The organism is Streptomyces sp. NPDC021020 (assembly GCF_044333285.1).
Classification (GTDB): domain Bacteria; phylum Actinomycetota; class Actinomycetes; order Streptomycetales; family Streptomycetaceae; genus Actinacidiphila.
In genome coordinates, this window is record NZ_JBIRQQ010000003.1 from 590,049 (window position 1) to 607,924 (window position 17,876).

The 17,876-nt window shown below is 69.3% G+C and carries 14 protein-coding genes, 1 tRNA gene and 1 pseudogene; 10 read left to right on the forward strand and 6 right to left on the reverse strand.

The features are described 5' to 3' along the window. Positions 1 to 226 precede the first annotated feature (226 nt). The gene (locus ACH4SL_RS11030) at positions 227 to 1,921 is read left to right on the forward strand and encodes a TlrC/CarA/OleB/SrmB family ABC-F type ribosomal protection protein (protein WP_398443641.1); all 1,695 of its coding nucleotides are present in this window, start codon (positions 227 to 229) and stop codon (positions 1,919 to 1,921) included. A gap of 106 nt (positions 1,922 to 2,027) precedes the next feature. Here the strand turns inward: ACH4SL_RS11030 and ACH4SL_RS11035 are convergent, their stop codons facing one another. Continuing rightward, positions 2,028 to 3,377: an alpha/beta fold hydrolase gene (locus ACH4SL_RS11035; RefSeq protein ID WP_398443643.1), complete on the reverse strand. Its 1,350-nt coding sequence runs from the start codon at positions 3,375 to 3,377 to the stop codon at positions 2,028 to 2,030. 68 nt (positions 3,378 to 3,445) lie between these two features. On the opposite strand from ACH4SL_RS11035, the gene ACH4SL_RS11040 reads away from it, so the two are divergent. Continuing rightward, positions 3,446 to 4,063: a TetR/AcrR family transcriptional regulator gene (locus ACH4SL_RS11040; RefSeq protein ID WP_398443645.1), complete on the forward strand. Its 618-nt coding sequence runs from the start codon at positions 3,446 to 3,448 to the stop codon at positions 4,061 to 4,063. A gap of 27 nt (positions 4,064 to 4,090) precedes the next feature. On the opposite strand, the gene ACH4SL_RS11045 is transcribed toward ACH4SL_RS11040, so the two are convergent. After that, positions 4,091 to 5,560, reverse strand: a complete 1,470-nt coding sequence (locus ACH4SL_RS11045; RefSeq protein WP_398443647.1) for an MFS transporter — start codon at positions 5,558 to 5,560, stop codon at positions 4,091 to 4,093. A 150-nt stretch (positions 5,561 to 5,710) separates the two neighbouring features. Here ACH4SL_RS11045 and ACH4SL_RS11050 point away from each other — a divergent pair, with 150 nt between their 5' ends. The 3 genes from ACH4SL_RS11050 to ACH4SL_RS11060 all read left to right on the forward strand — a co-directional run bounded on the left by ACH4SL_RS11050 (position 5,711) and on the right by ACH4SL_RS11060 (position 7,938). Continuing rightward, a complete protein-coding gene (locus ACH4SL_RS11050; protein ID WP_398443649.1) occupies positions 5,711 to 6,277 on the forward strand; it encodes a TetR/AcrR family transcriptional regulator in 567 nt (188 codons plus the stop codon). Positions 6,278 to 6,607: 330 nt separating this feature from the next. Continuing rightward, positions 6,608 to 7,192: a sigma-70 family RNA polymerase sigma factor gene (locus ACH4SL_RS11055; protein WP_398443651.1), complete on the forward strand. Its 585-nt coding sequence runs from the start codon at positions 6,608 to 6,610 to the stop codon at positions 7,190 to 7,192. Beyond that, on the forward strand, positions 7,189 to 7,938 hold the full coding sequence (locus ACH4SL_RS11060) for an anti-sigma factor domain-containing protein (RefSeq protein WP_398443653.1): 750 nt from the start codon (positions 7,189 to 7,191) through the stop codon (positions 7,936 to 7,938). The genes ACH4SL_RS11055 and ACH4SL_RS11060 overlap by 4 nt, the downstream gene beginning before the upstream one ends. Positions 7,939 to 8,102: 164 nt before the next feature. Here the strand turns inward: ACH4SL_RS11060 and ACH4SL_RS11065 are convergent. After that, positions 8,103 to 9,276 (reverse strand): annotated as a pseudogene (locus tag ACH4SL_RS11065) (molybdopterin-dependent oxidoreductase); the annotation flags it as partial. On the opposite strand from ACH4SL_RS11065, the gene ACH4SL_RS11070 reads away from it, so the two are divergent. After that, complete coding sequence (locus tag ACH4SL_RS11070) at positions 9,158 to 9,442, forward strand: hypothetical protein (RefSeq protein ID WP_398444115.1); 285 nt, start codon at positions 9,158 to 9,160, stop codon at positions 9,440 to 9,442. The pseudogene ACH4SL_RS11065 and the gene ACH4SL_RS11070 overlap by 119 nt on opposite strands. A 158-nt stretch (positions 9,443 to 9,600) precedes the next feature. Here the strand turns inward: ACH4SL_RS11070 and ACH4SL_RS11075 are convergent, their stop codons facing one another. Next, complete coding sequence (locus ACH4SL_RS11075) at positions 9,601 to 9,894, reverse strand: chaplin (RefSeq protein WP_398444100.1); 294 nt, start codon at positions 9,892 to 9,894, stop codon at positions 9,601 to 9,603. A 647-nt stretch (positions 9,895 to 10,541) separates the two neighbouring features. On the opposite strand from ACH4SL_RS11075, the gene ACH4SL_RS11080 reads away from it, so the two are divergent. Next, positions 10,542 to 10,611, forward strand: a tRNA-Arg gene (locus ACH4SL_RS11080). Between the two features lie 150 nt (positions 10,612 to 10,761). On the opposite strand, the gene ACH4SL_RS11085 is transcribed toward ACH4SL_RS11080, so the two are convergent. Together ACH4SL_RS11085 and ACH4SL_RS11090 are read right to left on the reverse strand one after the other, a co-directional pair. After that, entirely contained in the window at positions 10,762 to 11,970 is a 1,209-nt protein-coding gene (locus ACH4SL_RS11085; protein WP_398443655.1) for an acyltransferase, read from the reverse strand. Positions 11,971 to 12,011: 41 nt separating this feature from the next. Further along, on the reverse strand, positions 12,012 to 12,626 hold the full coding sequence (locus ACH4SL_RS11090) for a TetR/AcrR family transcriptional regulator (RefSeq protein ID WP_398443657.1): 615 nt from the start codon (positions 12,624 to 12,626) through the stop codon (positions 12,012 to 12,014). A gap of 298 nt (positions 12,627 to 12,924) precedes the next feature. On the opposite strand from ACH4SL_RS11090, the gene ACH4SL_RS11095 reads away from it, so the two are divergent. The 3 genes from ACH4SL_RS11095 (at position 12,925) to ACH4SL_RS11105 (ending at position 17,710) form a co-directional block, all read left to right on the forward strand. Beyond that, positions 12,925 to 15,807 carry an RHS repeat-associated core domain-containing protein gene (locus ACH4SL_RS11095; RefSeq protein ID WP_398444102.1) on the forward strand — a complete coding sequence of 961 codons (2,883 nt, stop codon included), beginning with the start codon at positions 12,925 to 12,927 and terminating at the stop codon, positions 15,805 to 15,807. 10 nt (positions 15,808 to 15,817) lie between these two features. Continuing rightward, positions 15,818 to 16,522, forward strand: a complete 705-nt coding sequence (locus tag ACH4SL_RS11100; protein ID WP_398443659.1) for an SMI1/KNR4 family protein — start codon at positions 15,818 to 15,820, stop codon at positions 16,520 to 16,522. A 492-nt stretch (positions 16,523 to 17,014) separates the two neighbouring features. Further along, positions 17,015 to 17,710: an SMI1/KNR4 family protein gene (locus ACH4SL_RS11105; protein WP_398443661.1), complete on the forward strand. Its 696-nt coding sequence runs from the start codon at positions 17,015 to 17,017 to the stop codon at positions 17,708 to 17,710. Positions 17,711 to 17,876: the final 166 nt, after the last annotated feature.

A 17,876-nucleotide genomic window follows, 5' to 3' on the forward strand; every position in this document is an offset into this window, starting at 1 on the left:
AACGGTTTGCGGCCCCGTGGACTTCCCGTCTACGGTGCTGGGCATGGGTTCTCTGTGATCTTCCCTGTGCGGCTGCGTTGAGCTTGGCTCCGTGGTCGCGCGTTCTCATCCGTGCTTCCGTTCCTTCCGTGGTGCCGTCTGTCCGGTGTGCCGCGGAGTGTTTTCGGCGTGTGCGGATGCGTCCGTCCATCCGTGCTGATCGGTTCGGCCGAGAACAGGGGACTCCATGCTTACTGCACAGCTATCTCTTCAGAACGTCACCCGCCGCTACGACGACCATGTCGTGCTGGACGGCGTGTCCTTCAGTGTCAGGCCCGGCGAGCGGGTCGGCGTCATCGGCGACAACGGAGCTGGGAAATCCACTTTGCTGCGGCTGATCGCCGGGCAGGACCGGCCCGGCCGCGGTGAACTGACCGTGATCGCACCGGGCGGCTCGGGCTATCTGGCCCAGTCGTTGGCCCTGCCTCCGGAGGCCACCGTCCAGGACGCGGTGGACATGGCTCTTGCTGACCTGCGGGAACTCGAAGCGCGGATGCGCCGCGCCGAAGCCGGACTGGCGGGTTTGGCGGGGGCGGAGCTCACCGCCGCGCTGGAGGCCTACGGCGACCTGGTCGGCCGGTACGAGGCGCGCGCGGGTTACGAAGCCGATGCGCGGGTGGACATCGCCCTGCACGGGCTCGGGCTGCCGGGTCTGGCTCGGGATCGGGTCCTGGGCACGCTGTCGGGTGGTGAGCGGTCGCGGCTGGTGCTGGCCGCGACCTTGGCGTCGCAGCCGGAGCTGCTGCTGCTGGACGAGCCCACCAACGATCTGGACGACCAGGCGGTGGGCTGGCTCGAAGCGCATCTGCGGGCGCATCGCGGCACGGTGCTCGCGGTCACCCATGACCGGGTGTTCCTGGAACGGGTCACCACCACGATCCTGGAGGTGGGCGAGGGCAGGGTGACGCGTCACGGCGACGGCTACCACGGCTACCTTGCGGCCAAGGCCGCCGAGCGGCGGCGCCGTCTGCAGGAGTACGCGGACTGGTGCGCGGAGCTGGCCCGCAATCAGGAGTTGGCCGCCACGAACGTGGCACGGCTGGCGGCGATTCCTCGCAAGGTGCCGCTTGCCGTGTTCGGCCACGGCGGCTTCCGCGCCCGCGGCCGTGGTCACGGGGCGATGGTCCGTATCCGCAACGCGAAGGAGCGTGTAGAACGGCTGACGGACGATCCTGTCGCGCCGCCGCCCGAACCACTGGTGCTCGCCGCGCGGATGACCACCGCCGACGGCCGGACGTCGCAGGCCGCGGCGGAACTCACCGGCATCCGTGTCGAGGACCGGCTGCACGTGCCGTCGCTGCGGATCGGCGGCCAGGAGCGGTTGTTGGTCACCGGGCCCAACGGGGCCGGCAAGACCACGCTCCTGCGGGTGCTGGCGGGTGAACTGCGGCCCGACGAGGGGACGGTGCGCACGCGCGGCCGGGTCGGGCACCTGAGGCAGGAGGAGACACCGTGGCCGCCCGATCTGACCGTCCCGCAGGCGTTCGCCCACGGCCGCGGGGGCGAACCGGACGAGCACATCGACCGTCTGCTGTCCCTCGGCCTGTTCGGCTCTGCCGACCTGCGCCTGAAAGTGGGCGAACTGTCCTACGGGCAAAGGCGCCGGATCGAACTGGCCCGTCTCGTCAGCGAACCCGTCGACCTGTTGCTGCTGGACGAGCCCACCAACCATCTCTCCCCCGTCCTGGTCGAAGAACTGGAAGGAGCCCTGGCCTGCTACCGGGGCGCGGTCGTCGTCGTCACCCACGACCGCCGCATGCGAACCCGCTTCACCGGCAGGCACATGGAACTGAACGCCGGCCACGTCGCACGGTCCCTGCCCTGCTCTCCCGAAGCAGCAGCGAGGCAGAAAGCAGCTCTCTGCCAGGAGATTGACGCGTGATCAGGGTGAACGAGACAGGTCGCCCGGGGCCGACGACCGCGCCGCCGCGCCCGAGGGGCACGGCGGCGCGGCTCGTACGTCGCACTTCGGGCAGGCCCCTGCCCGCCTACTTGTGGTCACGGAGGAAGGCCGGGATGTCTGCTCGGGTCGGGTAGTCGGGCAGCGGTGCGGGCTTGTCCTGGAGGAATGCGGTGATGACGGCCGCTGCTCGTTGGTCGTTGTCGTCCAGGCCGTTCCACATGTGGTGGCCGACGCCGGGCATGTACTGGGTGCGCTGGATGGCGGGGTTGTCCGCGAGGATGGTCGTCTCCCACTGCCGGACCTGGGAGGAGCACTCGGCGATCATCAGCATCGCGGGTGTCCGGGAGCGGCTCAGCTGGGGGGCGAGGGAGGGGGAGTCCTTGATCGTTTGCTGGATGCGGAGGCTGGCGGCGGCACTGAAGGAGAAGTTCTCCGCGGTGTCTTCGACCGGGATGCGGTGTGCGTCCCGCGCGCAGTAGGCGGACGCGGTGTCGCTGCCGAGATCGGCGGCGGTGAAGGCGTTGTCGCCTTCTGCCTGTCCTATCAGTCCGTTCTCGGGGCTGAGCAGTCCGAGCCGCATGAGGCCGAACCCGACCGCGTACCGCGGGACGTGGGTGGAGCGTGGCCCGGACACGGCCGGTGCGAGGCCGCGGGCCGACGGTCGGCCCTTCTGCCCGGTGATCCGGGCGGTGGGGCCGTCCATCGGGCCTGGCTCGGCGATGACCGCCCGGTGCAGGCGCGCGGCGGTGGCCGGGTCGGCGAGCGCGCGGGTGAGCACGACCGCACCTGAGGAGAATCCCAGCACGTCGGGGCGGCCCTTGCCGAGCTTGTCGACGAAGGCGCCGAGGTCGTTGACGGAGCGGGTGATCGAATACTGGTCCATGGGCAGCAGGTCGCTGCGTCCGCCGCCGGCCTGCTCGTAGGTGTACACGTCGTAGCCCTGTCCCGCGAGCAGCTGCAGGAAGTGGTGGTCGAGCACCGAGATGCCGCGCACCGGGCCGCCGTTGAGGTAGACGAGCGGTACGGGCTGCCGGGGGCTGCTGCCGGTGGGCGGGTAGTGGTAGACCGCGACCCGGCTGCCGGTGGACAGGCGCCAGTGCTCGGTTTTCACGAACCCCAGGGCGGACGGGTAGTGGCGCGTCGTGGGGACGGTGGGGATGCACACCGACAGGGTCAGCGCCCCCGCGAAGAGCACCGGCAGGAACGGCACCAGCCGTCCCCGCCAGGAGCGTCGGCGGCCCCGCCGCAGCGCCGTGGCGACCGCGACCCCGGCGACCGCGACCCCGACGGCCGCGAACCATGCGACGAGCCCCGATCCTGCGCCGTCGGTGGCGGCGATCAGGGCCAGGAAGAGGGCGATCAGCGCCACCGCTGCGGCGACGGCTGCCAGCAGGCGGCCCGTGAAGCGCAAAGAACGTATGACGAACGGTGGCACGGTGATTTCTCCAGGTTTTGAAACGTCGTTTTGAAACGATGTTACAGGATGTTGGTAAGCTGCTTCTCATGGGAAGGCCGAGGACGAACGACGCCGCCGTCAGGGAACGGCTCGTGGCATGCGCGACCGAGATGTTCGCCACCCGTCCCCAGGAGTCGGTCACCGTCCGCGCGCTGGCCACCGCCGCCGGCACGTCGACCGCGGCGGTGTACACCTTGTTCGAGGGCAAGGACGGCCTGATCCGCGAGGTGCGCGACCAGGCGGTCGCCGGCCTGTTTGAGGATCTGACGGCTGTTCCCGGCTCGCAGGCCCCCCTGGAGGATCTGTACGCGTTGGCCGCGGCGTATCGCCGTTGGGGACGCGAACACCGCCACCTGTACACGGTGCTGTTCGGTGGCGCGCAGTCCTTCGTCCCGTCAGCGCGGGTCGGTGACCGCGACCCGGTGCGGCCTCTTGCCGCGGCGATCGACCACGCCGTCGCGGACCGCATCCTCGCGGGCGACACCACCCGGATCGCCGTCTCGTTGTGGGTCGCCCTGCACGGGCTCGTGACCCTCGAACTCGCCGGCAGCCTCGCCGGCACCGCGGCCGACACCGCGTTCCGGTCGACGATTGACGCCGTACTGCGCGGCTGGGCAACTCCCGCCGCCTTCCCCGGTCTTCGACGCGCTGACCCGGCGCCGTGAAGCCGTTGTCGGCTGAGGCGGTTGTTGTCAACGGCTGTTCGCGGACGCCTGGTTCGAGGTGGTGACGGCACCTGGGCCGGTGGGGCGTTGCTGCGCCTTGGCGTCTTCTGCGGGCTTGGACCTGGCCAGCCACAGGCCGGTGAAGACGGCGGTGGCCAGGGTGATGGCGCCGGCGGTGAGGAAGGCGCTGTCGAGGCCGGTCTCGAAGGAGGCGCCGCCGGACTGGCGGGTGCGGACGACGGCTCCGAGTGCCGCCACGCCGAGTACGGCGCCGATCTGCCGGGTGGTGCTGCTGATGCCGGAGGCGAGGCCGCCTTCCTGGGGGCTGACCGCCTGGATGGCGGCGCCGGTCAGGGGGGACAGGGTCAGGGCGAAGCCGGTGCCGACGATTGCCAGCCGCCACCAGACGTTCGCGTAGGCGGTGTCGGCGTGCACCAGGCCGAGCGTCAGGAGTCCGAGGCCGGCCAGGGCCAGGCCGGTGGTGACCACGACACGGAAGCCGTAGCGGGCGGCGAGCCTGCCCGCGTAGGGGCTGACGGCCACCATGGCGAGGGACATGGGGAGGGTTTGCAGGCCGGCGCGCAGGATCGAGGCGCCCTGGACGTACACGAAGAACTGGGAGAAGAAGAACGACGAGCCCATGAGCGCGAACCCCACCACGACCATGGCGGTGTTGGACACGGTGAACAGGCGCTGCCGGAAGAGTCGCAGCGGCAGCATCGGTGCGGGGCGGCGCGCCTCGACCGCGAAGAAGGCGGCGAGCAGGATCGCGGCGGCGGCGAAGCTGCTCAGGATGAGCGGTGAGGTCCAGCCGCGGGCGCCGCCCTCGATCAGGCCGTAGGTCATCGCCCCCACCCCTGCCACGGACAGGACCGTGCCGGGGATGTCGATCGCGGGGGCGTTCGGGTTGCGGGTCTCTTCGAGGTGGCGCAGGCCGACCACCAGGAGGATCAGGCCGATGGGCAGGTTGACCAGGAAGATGGCGGGCCAGCCGAAGGCCTCGGTCAGCACTCCGCCGGCGACGGGGCCTGCGGCCAGGCCGATCCCGCTGAGTCCGGCCCACAGGCCGATCGCCTTGACCCGTTCCTGCGGTACGGGATAGGCGGCGGCGAGCAGGGCGAGCGAGGCGGGGCTCACGGCGGCGGCTCCGATGCCTTGCAGTATCCGGCCGGCGATGAGCCAGCCGACGGAGGGTGCGAGGCTGCACAGCCCGGACGCGGCGGTGAAGATCACCACACCGGTCAGGTACACCTGCTTGCGGCCGAACCGGTCGGCGAAGATCCCGCCGGACAGCAGGAGCATGGCGACCAGCAGTACGTACGCGTCGACGATCCATTGCAGGCCGGTCAGTTGGGTGTGCAGGCGTTGCTGCATGTCGGGCAGCGCCGCTCCGACGATCGTGTTGTCGAGCAGGACCATGAACTGGCCCAGGCAGGTCACCGTGAGCAGTACGCCCCGGTTCGATCGACCGCCGGTGGCCGTTGGTGATGCGGGCATGCGGGTTTCCCTCCGTTTTGGCTGCGCCCGGCCGCGGTCGACGCGGGTGGCTGGACGCCTGAGCGCTCTAACGCAGTTTGGGGCTGCGTTAAGAGACTATAGGGAGGGTTGCTCGCAAACGCAAGTACTAACTGCGTTAAAGTGGGGGGTATGAACGAGCGACAGCAAACCCGGCGGCCCGGCGGGCGCAGCGCCCGCGTCGCGGCGGAGGTGCACCAGGCAGTCACCGAGCTGATCGGTGAGCGCGGTTACGGCAATTTCAGCGTCGGCGACGTCGCGGCCCGGGCGGGTGTGGCCGACAGCAGCATCTACCGCCGGTGGGGCAGCCTGGAGACCCTGCTCGGCGATGTGGCGCTCACCCGCCTCAACGCGCAGTCACCGATGCCCGACACCGGGACCCTGGCCGGCGACCTGCGCACGTACGCGGCCCAAGTGGCCCGCGAGATCACCGGACCCGACGGTCCTGCGCTGCTGCACCTGGTCGTCGCCCTGTCGAACAGCGGTCAGCAGGGCCTGCGGGCCGGTGACGCCCTCCGCGACGAACGCACCCGGCAACTGCAGGCCGTGCTCGATCGCGCCCGCGAACGCGGCGAGCACGCACCCGACGTGCTCGACGTGCTGGACCACATCCTGGCCCCGATGTACATCCGCGTCCTGTTCGGCATGGGCCCGCTCACCCCGGACTACACCGACCAACTGGTCGACCGGCTGCTGTGACCCCGCCCCGGCTCATGGGGGCAGTGCGCGTGGCCATCCGGTGGTGAGCCGGGTGCAGAGCTCGGTCCAGGCCCGGCGATCGCCCGTCAAGCCCTCGCGGAATCCGAGCGGGCCCTCATTTCAGTCCGCTGCACGCACCCGGGGCAACGGCGGCGCGCCAGGCTCCTGATCCTTGGCAGGGCGAATTCTGGGCCCCGCCGCACGCGGCAGGACCTGCCGTTGCGGCTGTCAGCCGGTGGGCGGTCTCCGAGCGCTTGCGACCAATCCACAGCCCGCGCGGCACCGGATTACACGGAGGCGTTCTGCCCTGTCACGCACACGGGAGAGTTCATGAAGGAACCGGTACACATCGGCGTGGGGCCGACGGTGAAACCTGACCTGCAGCACCTGCTGCACGGGGTGGCGCTGGGTGATCAGGAGGCTTTCGCCACGGTCTACGACGCCGTGGCCGGTTCCGTCCTCGGGGTTGCCCGGGCCGTTCTGCGTGATCATGCGCAGTCCGAGGAGGTGGCGCAGGAGGTGATGGTGGAGGTGTGGCGCACGGCTCCGCGCTACCGGCCCGAGCGCGGTTCGGCCATCAACTGGATCCTCACCCTTGCCCACCAGCGGGCCGTGGACCGGATCAGGTCGGTGGAGGCCGCGGCTGCCCGTGACACCAAGGTCGCGCTGCTGGAGCAGCAGCCGGCCTACGACGAGGTGACCGAGCAGGTCGAGACCCGGCTGGAGCACGAGCAGGTCCGGCGTTGCCTGCGGACGCTGACCGCGGTGCAGAAGCAGTCGGTCACCCTGGCGTACTACCGGGGGCTGACCTACCGGGAAGTCGCCGAAGCACTCGCCCTGCCGCTCGGGACGGTCAAGACGCGGTTGCGCGACGGGCTGATCCGCCTGCGTGACTGCCTGGGGGTGACCGCGTGACCACCACAGATCTGCACTCGCTGACGGGCGCCTATGCGCTGCACGCGATGGCCGACGAGGAACGGGCCGACTTCGAGCGGCACCTGGCCGGGTGCGACGCGTGCCGTGAGGAGGTCGCGGAGTTCACGGCAACCGCCGGGCGCCTGGCACTGGCGTCCACGGCGGGTACGCGCCCGGCCATGCGGGAGCAGGTGCTGCACCGTGTCGCCACGGTGCGGCAGGTGCCGCCCGGTGCCGCTCCGCTGGACCGCGTCCGCCGTGGCGTGCCGCACACGAGGGGCTGGGCCCGGTGGGTGCTGGCCGCCAGCGTGGCCGCGGCGGCCGCGTTCGGCGGGACTGCCGTGTGGCAGTACGAGCGCGCCCAGGACGCGCGGCACGGGGCCGTGCGGGCGCAGCGGCACGCCGAGGACGTGGCGGACGTGCTGACCGCTCCCGACGCCAGGTCGCGTTCGGTGCGGGTGGCCGGCGCCTCGGGCACGCTGGTGGTCTCCGCCTCCCGCGACCGGGCCGTGTTCGTGGTGTCGTCGATGGCGGCACCACCGCGCGGCAAGGTGTACCAGCTGTGGTTCTCCGACGGCGGAAGGATGCGCTCGGCGGGTCTGATGGATCCCGGCCGCAGTAGTCAGGTGGTCCTGATGCAGGGTCCGGTCGCCGGCGCCTCGGGCGTCGGAATCACGGTGGAGCCCGCGGGAGGATCGCGACAGCCGACCTCGGCCCCGGTCGCACTGCTCGGCTTGCCGGCATGACGGCGCGCGTGGGGAGCCCGTCAGCCGCGGACTCCCCACGCGGCTACCCGCGCCGGCGAGGTGGCAGGGGGAAGAAGGCACTGGTGCGGGCCCTGTACGTGTCCCAGCCGGGCCGGCCGTTCATGTGCCGCTCCATCAGGCGTGTGCCGCTTCCGTTGATCAGCCTCCGCGGCTCGTTCCGCCTCCTGCCAGGGACCGTCGTCGACGCGCACCTCGACCCGGTCGATTCCCCGGTGCTGGGCCCAGGCGACCCCGGCGACCATCACCGTGCCGGCCTCGGGCCGTGCGAAGGGCTTGGGCGTGTCGATACGGGACTCGGTCTTGATCGGAGCCCGGCGTGCCCAGCCGCGTTTGACCCAGTAGGGGTCGTAGGAGCCGAAGGTGGTGAGTTCGATGTCCTTGATCCACTTGCAGGCGGAGACGAATCCGTACAGGCCGGGCACGACCATCCGGACCGGGAAACCGTGCTCGAAGGGCAGTGGTTCGCCGTTCATGCCGAGGGCGAGCATCGCGTCCCGGCCGTCCATGACCTCCTCGACCGGGCTGCCGATCGTCATGCCGTCCACCGAGCGGGCCACCAACTGGTCGGCCGGGCCACCCTGACTCGGAGGCTTCACACCGCACTCGGCCAGAAGGTCGGCCAGCCGCACCCCCGATCCAGCGGGCGTTGCCCACGTACGGTCCGCCGACCTCGTTGGAGACACGCGTCAAGGTGATGGTCCGCTCGATCAGTTCCCTGCGCAGCAAGTCCTCGAAGGTGTACGAGGCGACCGCGTCCCGGCCGCGCGAGGCGGTCAGTGAGCGGCCGACCGCGCCCACCGCGGCCGACGCGGCCGCGGCGGAGACGGCGGTCATGACGAACCCCCGCCGGTCCCATGCCTCGCGGTTCGGCGGATGGGCCTCCGAACTGCCACCCCCGGAATCGCCTGCCGGCGCCCGCCCGACCGAGCGCAGCCGGCTCGCCAGGACGTACAGCAGCAGCGCACCGGCAACGGCCCCCACGACGGAGGGCAGCACGTCGACAGGACTGGTGGAGTCGGGCCTGCTGACGGCAGCCATTGCGCCGACAACACCGAAGACCAGGACTCCGGCGCCGCCGGCCTGCGGGAACCGTACCGCCAGCACGCCCAGCACCAGGGCGAACACGGCGAGCACGGCGAGGATGCCGAGTTGCAGCACGAGCTTGTCATTGGTGCCGAAGTGACGGATCGCCCAGTCCTTGACCGAAGCGGGCGTCGCGTCGATGGACGCGCCGCCCACGACAATGATCGGACCGGACCGGGGACGCACCAGCGCTGCGGTCAGCTCGGCCACCGCCACCGCCACCGCCACCGCCACCGCCACCGCCACCGCCAGCGCGGCGAAACCGGCGAGGACTCCGCTCAGCGCTCCCAGCGCCACGCGCGGCCATCCCGGCCGTACCTGCCGGTCCCTCTCTTCGTTCCTCACGCAGGGAATCCGGTTCTGCACCATCGGCGGACTGGTCCCGGACCTGATCGGGTGAAAAAGGATCCAGGACCAATCCGCCCGGCATTCCGCTACGGATTACCTTTTCGCATACCGACGGACGAAGCCGTCACTACCCGCATCCGGCTACAGGCGTACGGCCGGTGACAGCAGCCCGTACGCCTGCGGCAGGATCGCCGTGGCATCCTTGCCGCGTCACATACCGGCATGCCAGCCGTTCTGCCCGTCCATGTGCCAGTCGGCGTTGACGCAGACGTTGCCGAACGAGGGGTTGAGCAGGCCGATCACGCTGACGGTGTTGCCGCAGGCGTTGACCGGGATGCTGATCGGAACCTGCACCACGTTCCCCGACAGCACACCCGGCGAACCGACCGCCACTCCTTGTGCCCCGCTGTCAGCCGACGCGACGGCCGCTCCGCCGAGTACAACCGCGCCTACGGCTGCGATCAGTCCCGCGGCTCGCATCAGCTGATTTCGTGGATACGTCATCTTCACGTGTATTCCTCTCGTCGCAGCGGCAGCGCCGCCGGACGGCCGCGTGCCGCGGCCAGTCATCGGTAATCCGCTGCCACCATTCGTGCAGACTGCTCAAGACGGCCGAAATCACCCGTACGCCCTACGCGGCGACACCGATCCAGGCGCAAGCGTGGCCACCACGAGCTCCGGCCTCCGACCATCACCCCTCGCCGGGCCACGATCCCGGCCTTGGTCGTCCCCGCATCGCGCGCGCTGAGCCTCAGCCCCGCAACTCCGAGGACAAGTTGCGACCCCGGTGGGGCGATGGGGAGGTGTCGAGTGCGATGGGAGTGCACTACGGGGCGGGCGGGTCCACATCGCCCCCTCCGGGGGCGCAGCTCCTCGGGCGTGATCAGAGGAGCCATCGGTCCGGGCCATCCGGGCCGTAAGGTCGTCGCTTACATGCTGTATGCGAGGTATGCCCCATGAGGCGTTCGCGTTCGAATAGAGCTAAACCCTCGTCGCTGGTGAGCGCGACCAAGGCGCGCTTCCCGATATCGGGGGTGATATGTGTGAGCCCGGTGTGAGCCCGGACGCCGCTGGATCCGGTGGGACCAAGCGTCGTACGGCGGACGGGCTCACTTCCTGACCTGCACGGACAGGATCCTGGCGGACTACGCGTCACCCTCCGGCACGGGTTCCGGGTGACTCCTAATCCGCCGGTCCTGGGTTCGAGTCCCAGCCGCCCCACCGAGGCGCCCGCGGACGCAGCGGGCGCGACCTGCGCGGGCCCCCGGTCGGGGGCCCGTTGCGTTTCCGGCGCGGCCCCTCCGGCGGACGGCTGAGCACCGCTCGGAGTCCCGGCGCCAGGGCAGCGCCGGCGGCCCCGCGGGAAAGAGCTCACAGCACTTGACGAAAACCAGGGAGCCGTCGCAGCCCGGCCGCCGACAAAAAGGCGCCCGCCAGGCCGAGCGCGCTGGCCGTTGCCCACAGAACGACTGGGGGAAGGCCGCGGTCTGCCAGGGAGTACTGGACGGTGACCACCAGCGGCAGGTGAAGGATGTACACGCCGTAGGAGTCGGCGGACAGCTCCGTCAACAGGCGGCTGCCGAGGGTCACCGTTTCGCGGAACGCGGTGAGCAGACCGACGCACAGGGCCACGCACAGGGCGCTGTCGTAGGCCGCCCAGGTAAGGGCCGGTGCGTTGAAGCCGCCGGGGCCGAAGCAGTTGGCGTCCGCGCCGATCACGAACAGTACGGCGACCCCGGCCGCACCGCCGCCCAGCCACACCCACCCGGCCCGGGCGTCGAACCTGTCCAGCCAGCTGTAGCGATACGCCAGCACACCGAGGGTGAAGAAGGCGGCGTACTGCGGCACTCGGGCAGGCTCGACCTGGAGGAAGTCGAGCACCGGGACCCAGGTGTCCAGCGGGTACTTCAGCCGGATCAGGAAGGTTGCGGCCGTGATCGCCGCGGTCGTCAGCAGCAGGGCACGGTGTCCGGGGGCCGGGCGCTGTCGGCGTGTCGGTGGGGTGCGGCGCAGGCGCCCCAGCAGACGGCCGGCTCGGCTGCAGGCCACGTACAGCACGGTGTAGGCCAGCAGGTTCTGGATGAACCACAGGTGCCCGAACTGCAGGTCCGGCCAGGACGGTCCCGTCCAGTCGGCCGGCTTGTCCCCCAGCCCGAGGTAGACGTCGGCGAAGTAGCGCGGGAAGGAGAGGGACGGGTAGCCGCGGTAGTGGACGTAGTACGCGTACATCAGACCGGGCACGATCGTCAGTGCGCCGACCGCCACCGGGATGCCGAGCCGGATCAGACGGCTCTTCAGGAACCGCCGGGTGCCGTGGCGTCGGTGGGAGCCGGGCATGAGGACGGCGGAGACGAAGAAGAACAGGCTCATGAAGAACGAGCCGTCGACCGCCGAAAGCGTGGCCAGGGCAGGCGTGCGGGGCTGCCCCTCGACGTACCACCAGTCCGCGGGGCCGTAGGGCTGCGCGGCGTGGTGAACCACGACCAGGACTGTCAGCGCGATCCGTAGGTTGTCCAGCCAGTCCAGACGGCGTGCACGGCGTACCGCAGCGGGCTGTGTTCCGAAATCGAGTGTGTACATGTGTTCATCTTGCTCAACACTTGTACACTCGGGCACTGGTGCTACCCCCCGCTTCGGTCCTCGGGTGAGCCGTAGAGCCCCTGGAGGAGCAGGCGCTGGTTGGCGGCGCTGCGCTGTGCCAGGACCTGCGGATCGAACATCGGCTCGCTGTGATGGGGCTGCATCACGCGCTCCAGGAGCAACGGACCGAGGACCAGGCACAGCACCTGGAATGCCGCCCACTCCCCCTCCGGGGAGCGGCTGCCGTACTCCGTGGACAACCGGGCGAGCTCCGCCCGCGCTCCGTTCAGCAGCCGTCCGAACAGGTCGGCGCTTGCCGCGCTGTCCTCCATCAGGACGTGGCGCAGGTAGCCACGCAGCACCGGGTCCGCTCCGAACAGCCGGGCCGAGACCTTGCCGAGCGACTCCATCAGCCCGGCGTCTGCGTCAACCGTCTCCAGTTCCGTGCCGATCCGGTCCAGCACGTATTCGTCGACTGCCGCCCGCAGCCCCTCTTTCGACCCGAAGTGTCGGGTCACCAAAGCCGGCGACAGTCCCGCGGCCGCGGCCACCGCTCTCGTCGACGTCGCTGCGAAGCCCCGTTCCGCGAACAGCTCGAGCGCCGCGTCCCGCAACCGCGCCCGCCCCGTCAGATCACTCTTGTCCACCGCCGTCATGCCTCGCAGCGTAATCGGCGTCCGGTCTGCGGCCGGTCTGCGGCCGGGGCGCTCCTGGACGCGCGTGGTCGCGTGAGTTGCCCGGCACGGCTCGGACAGGCCCGAGCCGGTCGCCCCCGGCGTCGAGCCGCAGGCGGGAGGCGGGCGTTGCTCCTCCGGAGCGTTCGAGCCGCCACGGGCCGGCTGCTCACTCATCGAAACTTTTTCGTTCCGCTCGGGCACTGGACTGACCACCACGACCGCGTACGACGCGGCGGGCCGCCAGACCGGCACCGCCCAGTCCAAGGGCGGCACCACCCTGCGCTCGGCAGCCGTCGGCTACGACGCGAACGGCAACGCCACGAGCGTCACCGACTACGCCACCCCGCCCCACACCACCACCTACGGTTACGACGCCGCGGGCCGCGTGACCCGGCAGGTCGAGCCGGGCGACGGCACCACCCCGGTCACCACGACCTTCGGCTACGACGCGGCGGGCAACCGCACCCGGCTCACCGACGGCCGCGGCAACGCCACCTGGTACACCTTCAACTCCCTCGGCCTGCCCGAGTCCACCATCGAGCCGGCCACCGCGACCGCGCCCGACCCGTCCGACCGCACCTGGACCACCGCCTACGACAAGGCCGGCCAGGCCGTCACCGCCACCGAGCCGGGCGGCGTGAAGCAGACCAGCGCCTACGACGCGCTCGGCCGCGTCACCAGCAGCACCGCCACCGGCGCCGGCACGACGACCGGCGGCCACCTGTTCACCTACGACCTGGCCGGGCGGATGCTGACCGCCGCCACCGACGCCCCGGCCACCCCCGACACCTTCACCTACAACGACCGCGGCCAGCTGCTCACCGCCACCGGGCCGTCGGGCACCAGCTCCTACACCTACGACGACGCCGGGCAGATGACGGCTGGCACGAGCGCCGCCGGCACGGCCACCTACGCCTACGACAACGCCGGGCAGCTCACCGGCGTCGCCGAACCCCTGACCGGCGCCGCCCTCAGCTACCACTACGACCAGGACGGCAACCCGGCAACCGTCGGGTACGGCACCGGCAAGGACACCCGCACCTTCGGCTACGACGACCTCGACCGGCTCACCAGCGACACCCTCACCACCCCCGGCGGCGCCACCGTCGCGGCCACCACCTACGGCTACGACCGCGACGACCAACTCACCACCAGGGCCACCACCGGCACCGCCGGAGCCGGCACCGACACCTACACCTACGACCCGTCAGGCCGGCTGTCCTCCTGGACCCGCGGCACGACCACCACCGACTACGGCTGGGACGCCTCCGGCAACCTCGTCAAGAACGGCACCACGACCGCCGACTACGACGAGCAGAACCACCGCACCGGCGACAGCACCGGCGCCACGTACACCTACACCCCGCGCGGCACCCTCACCTCCGTCACCGGCGGCGACCACCCGCAGACCTACACCTACGACGCCTTCGACCGCATGACCGCGGCCGGCGCCACCGCCTACACCTACGACGCCCTCGACCGCCTCACCACCCGCGGCGGGGCCCACTTCACCTACGCCGGCGCCTCCACCCAGATCACCACCGACGGCTCCTCCGCCTACACCTACGACCCGGTCGGCCACCTCCTCGCCCTCGACCAGAACGGCACCGGCGTCCTCGCCTACAGCAACACCCACGGCGACCTCACCGCGACCTTCACCCCCGACGCCGCCACCCCCGCGACGTCCACCGCCTACGACCCCCTCGGCACCCCCACCGCCACCACCGGCACCACCCCCGCCCTCGGCTACCAGGGCGCCTGGACCGACCCCACCACCGGCCAGGTCGACATGAACGCCCGCTGGTACGACCCCACCACCGGCACCTTCGACTCCCGCGACACCTACCAACTCGACCCCAACCCCTCCGTCCAGGCCAACCGCTACACCTACGCCAACGCCGACCCGCTGAACGGCATTGACCCCAGCGGGCATTTGCAAGTGCCGGGCGAGACGCGGGCCATCCTGTGGGGCGCCACGAAACTTGGGCTGAAAGGTACAGCGTCATCCACCCTGGCCCAGATTGTGACCGGGACGGTTGTGGGCGGGATCATCTACGCAGACATTGCCCCGTTCTTCGCCAGTTTGGGTATCCAAAACCCGTCGGAGGACGAATTCCAATCACAGGCAAGTGTTTGCTACTACGCCTACTACTGCGTGTCGAATACCTGCTACTACGCCTACTACTGCACCACCAACACCCAGCACGGCGCCTGCTACTTCGCTGCCTGCACGTCACGCGGCACATCGGGATCCTCAGCCCCTGCCCCTGAATCCTCGGGCAAACCCAGGCGGCCGAGGGAGCCCGCGCCGAAAAGGGTCGGTCCGCCTCCGCCCCCGCGAGACCCCTGCGCCCTCCGGCACTGCATCGTGCCTTCAGGCCCCAAGGGCGGCCCCGTTATCGCCACTCCCGTCGACCTCACGGGTACAGCGGGCGCCCTGGCGGTCTCCGAGGATGTGTCCGGCCTCGACAACAATTTTTCCTTGCAGCAAGCAAATGATGACCTCGAAACGTCCCTGCTGAACGTTCGGAACGGATCGACGACAACGGATATCTTCACAGGGGAGGACGAAGAAGAGGGGAACGGCTGTACAAGCGGATGGGTAAAATACGATGGGCGCGACAAGGCGAATGGAGGGCGAGCGATCGGTGTCGAGGCTTGTCTTACTCAGTCGTTGATAGGCGTTCCTGGAGGAAATCCTGCTTCCGAACCCGCCGGCTACCGCTGGGCTAAAAAATTCTCCGACAGCCTTGGGGCAGCGGACAGCAAGCTGTCTGTGAACAGATGCCACCTGCTGGGAAAGCAATTGTCGGGGTCCGGTGCGCTGTACAACCTCGCGACGTGCGGACGCTCGACCAACGCGGATAGACAAGACCGGACCGATCCCGGTCGACCCGGCAACATGGATGAATTCGAGGACATTGTGCGGGCCGAGGTGGAGAGCGGAGCCAGCGTCCGCTACCGTGTGACGCCCAAATATCTCGGCAACCGGACTGTCCCCTATGCCTTCGTCATGACCGCTCAGAACAGCTACGGAACCTGGCAGGCGGAGGTTGTTCCGAACCTCATCTACAGTCCCAGTAAGGGAAGGTGGGTCAACATAGGTGTAGAATCGTGCTCCGCATGCGCAAGTGCATTGCCGAAGCCAGGTGTCAGGTGAGGGGTTGGGAATGACGCGTGAGATGCACCCTTCTGTGGACCTTCTTGTGACGTTGATGCGGCCACCGTCGCAGCCTGTCGGATCAACCGTCGACTGGGAGGTGGCCCGGGAATCCTGGGGCGTGAATTTTCCGCGCGATTACCGCGATTTCCTTGCTGCTTACGGTGGCGGCTCGATCGACGACTACTTCCTCGTGGCGACGGTGCTCGACTCTCCGGACCACGACGAAACCACGCTTGTCGGACTTACCTCCGTCGCACGTTCACTGGCACAGGAGCAGGGCAACTGGTCCTACCGTGTGTGGCCGGAGGAGGGAGGGCTGATCTGCTGGGGTGCGACGGTTGACGGCGAGGCTCTCTACTGGGACACCGCGGACGCCGATCCTGACCGGTGGCCGGTGGTGGTCCGCGGCGACGACAGGAAGTTCACGGAATACGAATACGGCATGGCCGAGTTCATCGTGAAGATGCTCGGACCGTCCGCGGAGCGCCCCCTGGAGAGTCCCACGCTCTACGGTGCACCCAACTCGCGGTATCTGAGCAAGGCTGAAGAGAGACGCCTGGAGAACGAGGGGGTTGATCCGTGGGAGTATCTGCAGGAGCTTTTTGAGGCCAACGAGGCTGATGGATATGACGGAGATGATGGCCTCCTTGTCGTCATGCAGCCAGACGGAACTCTGGAATATATTCCCGGAGGGGACATCCCGGAGCGCTGAACTCTTCCTTCAGGCGCCGCTACTGAACCTCAAAGCGTGATGTCGAGGTTGTTGGCAAGGCGATGGACCCCGAGATTCCGACACCTGGACGCTGGGGGCCCGGTCCGCGGGCGGCAGGGTGACGCCGGCGTGACCCCGGAGGAGAAGGACGAGCTCCAGCGCCTGCGGCGGGAGAACGCCCGGCTGAAGGAGGACAACGAGATCTTCCGGAAAGCCGCCGCCTCTTTCGCGCGGGAGACGACACGGTGATCCGCTTCCGTTTCGTCGACGAGCACCGGAACGCCCACAGGGTGAAGCGGATGTGCGACGTTCTCGGCTGGGACCGCTCCAGTTGTGACCGCACAGAACAACTGCGGGGTCTGGGAAGCTGACGTGGTGCCGAATGTCGTCCAAAGTCCCGTGAAGGCGAGGTGGGTCAACATAGGTGTGGAGTCGTGCTCTGTGTGTTCGAGCACCTTGCCAAAGGCAGGTGTGAGGTGAGGGGGGGAAAGGATGACGCACCGTTTTGTGGATGTGTTGAGGACGTTGCTGCGCCCACCGGCTCGGCCTGTTGGGGCTGTTGAAGATTGGCAGGCGGTGGTGGAGTCCTGGGGTACAGAATTCCCGGAGGACTACCGCGATTTCTTGTCCAGTTACGGTGCCGGTTCGATCGATGCCTACTTGGTCATCGCGACGGCTCTCGACCCGGCAGGGCATGGCGAATCGACCCTCGGCGATCTCACCTCCGTTGCCCGTTCTCTTGCGCAGGAACAGGGAGACTGGTCCTACCCCGTTTGGCCGGAGAACGGGGGGCTGATCTGTTGGGGGGCGACGGTCGACTCAGCAGTCCTCTACTGGGACACCGCGGACGCCGATCCAGACCGATGGCCCGTGGTGGTCCGCAGCCGGGAGGAGGAATTCAGAGTATACGACCTTGGGATGGCCGAGTTCGTCGTGAAGATGCTCGGACCGTCCGGGGAGCGCCCCCTGGAGAGTCCTACACTCTACGGTGCGCCAAACTCGCGGTATCTGAACGAGGCTGAAGAGAGACACCTGAAGAGCGAGGGGGTTGATCCGTGGGAGTATCTTCAGGAGCTTTTCGAGGCCAACGAGGCTGAAGAATATGACGGAGATGACGGCCTCCTTGTCGTCATGCAGCCAGACGGAACTCTGGAATATATTCCCGGAGGGGACATCCCGGAGCGCTGAACGTGACGATGGCCCCGATGCCCAGGGCGGTCCCGCGCGGACCCGACGCGTACCCCTGGTCTACCGCTCGGCCGACGCGTAGTGGCCTGACGCGCCTTCGCGGTTGGGGGGGCGGGGTGCGGTTGGTCGAAACAGTCTGCGGGACCGGCCCGGGGCGGGCGACAAT

Bases quoted from the DNA above. Each gene is read 5' to 3' on its own strand.
- ACH4SL_RS11040 (WP_398443645.1), top strand. From the start codon at position 3,446: ATGGGAAGGCCGAGGACGAACGACGCCGCCGTCAGGGAACGGCTCGTG.
- ACH4SL_RS11075 (WP_398444100.1), bottom strand. From the start codon at position 9,894: ATGACGTATCCACGAAATCAGCTGATGCGAGCCGCGGGACTGATCGCA.
- ACH4SL_RS11085 (WP_398443655.1), bottom strand. From the start codon at position 11,970: ATGTACACACTCGATTTCGGAACACAGCCCGCTGCGGTACGCCGTGCA.
- ACH4SL_RS11045 (WP_398443647.1), bottom strand. From the start codon at position 5,560: ATGCCCGCATCACCAACGGCCACCGGCGGTCGATCGAACCGGGGCGTA.
- ACH4SL_RS11030 (WP_398443641.1), top strand. From the start codon at position 227: ATGCTTACTGCACAGCTATCTCTTCAGAACGTCACCCGCCGCTACGAC.
- ACH4SL_RS11055 (WP_398443651.1), top strand. From the start codon at position 6,608: ATGAAGGAACCGGTACACATCGGCGTGGGGCCGACGGTGAAACCTGAC.
- ACH4SL_RS11100 (WP_398443659.1), top strand. From the start codon at position 15,818: ATGACGCGTGAGATGCACCCTTCTGTGGACCTTCTTGTGACGTTGATG.
- ACH4SL_RS11050 (WP_398443649.1), top strand. From the start codon at position 5,711: ATGAACGAGCGACAGCAAACCCGGCGGCCCGGCGGGCGCAGCGCCCGC.
- ACH4SL_RS11105 (WP_398443661.1), top strand. From the start codon at position 17,015: ATGACGCACCGTTTTGTGGATGTGTTGAGGACGTTGCTGCGCCCACCG.
- ACH4SL_RS11090 (WP_398443657.1), bottom strand. From the start codon at position 12,626: ATGACGGCGGTGGACAAGAGTGATCTGACGGGGCGGGCGCGGTTGCGG.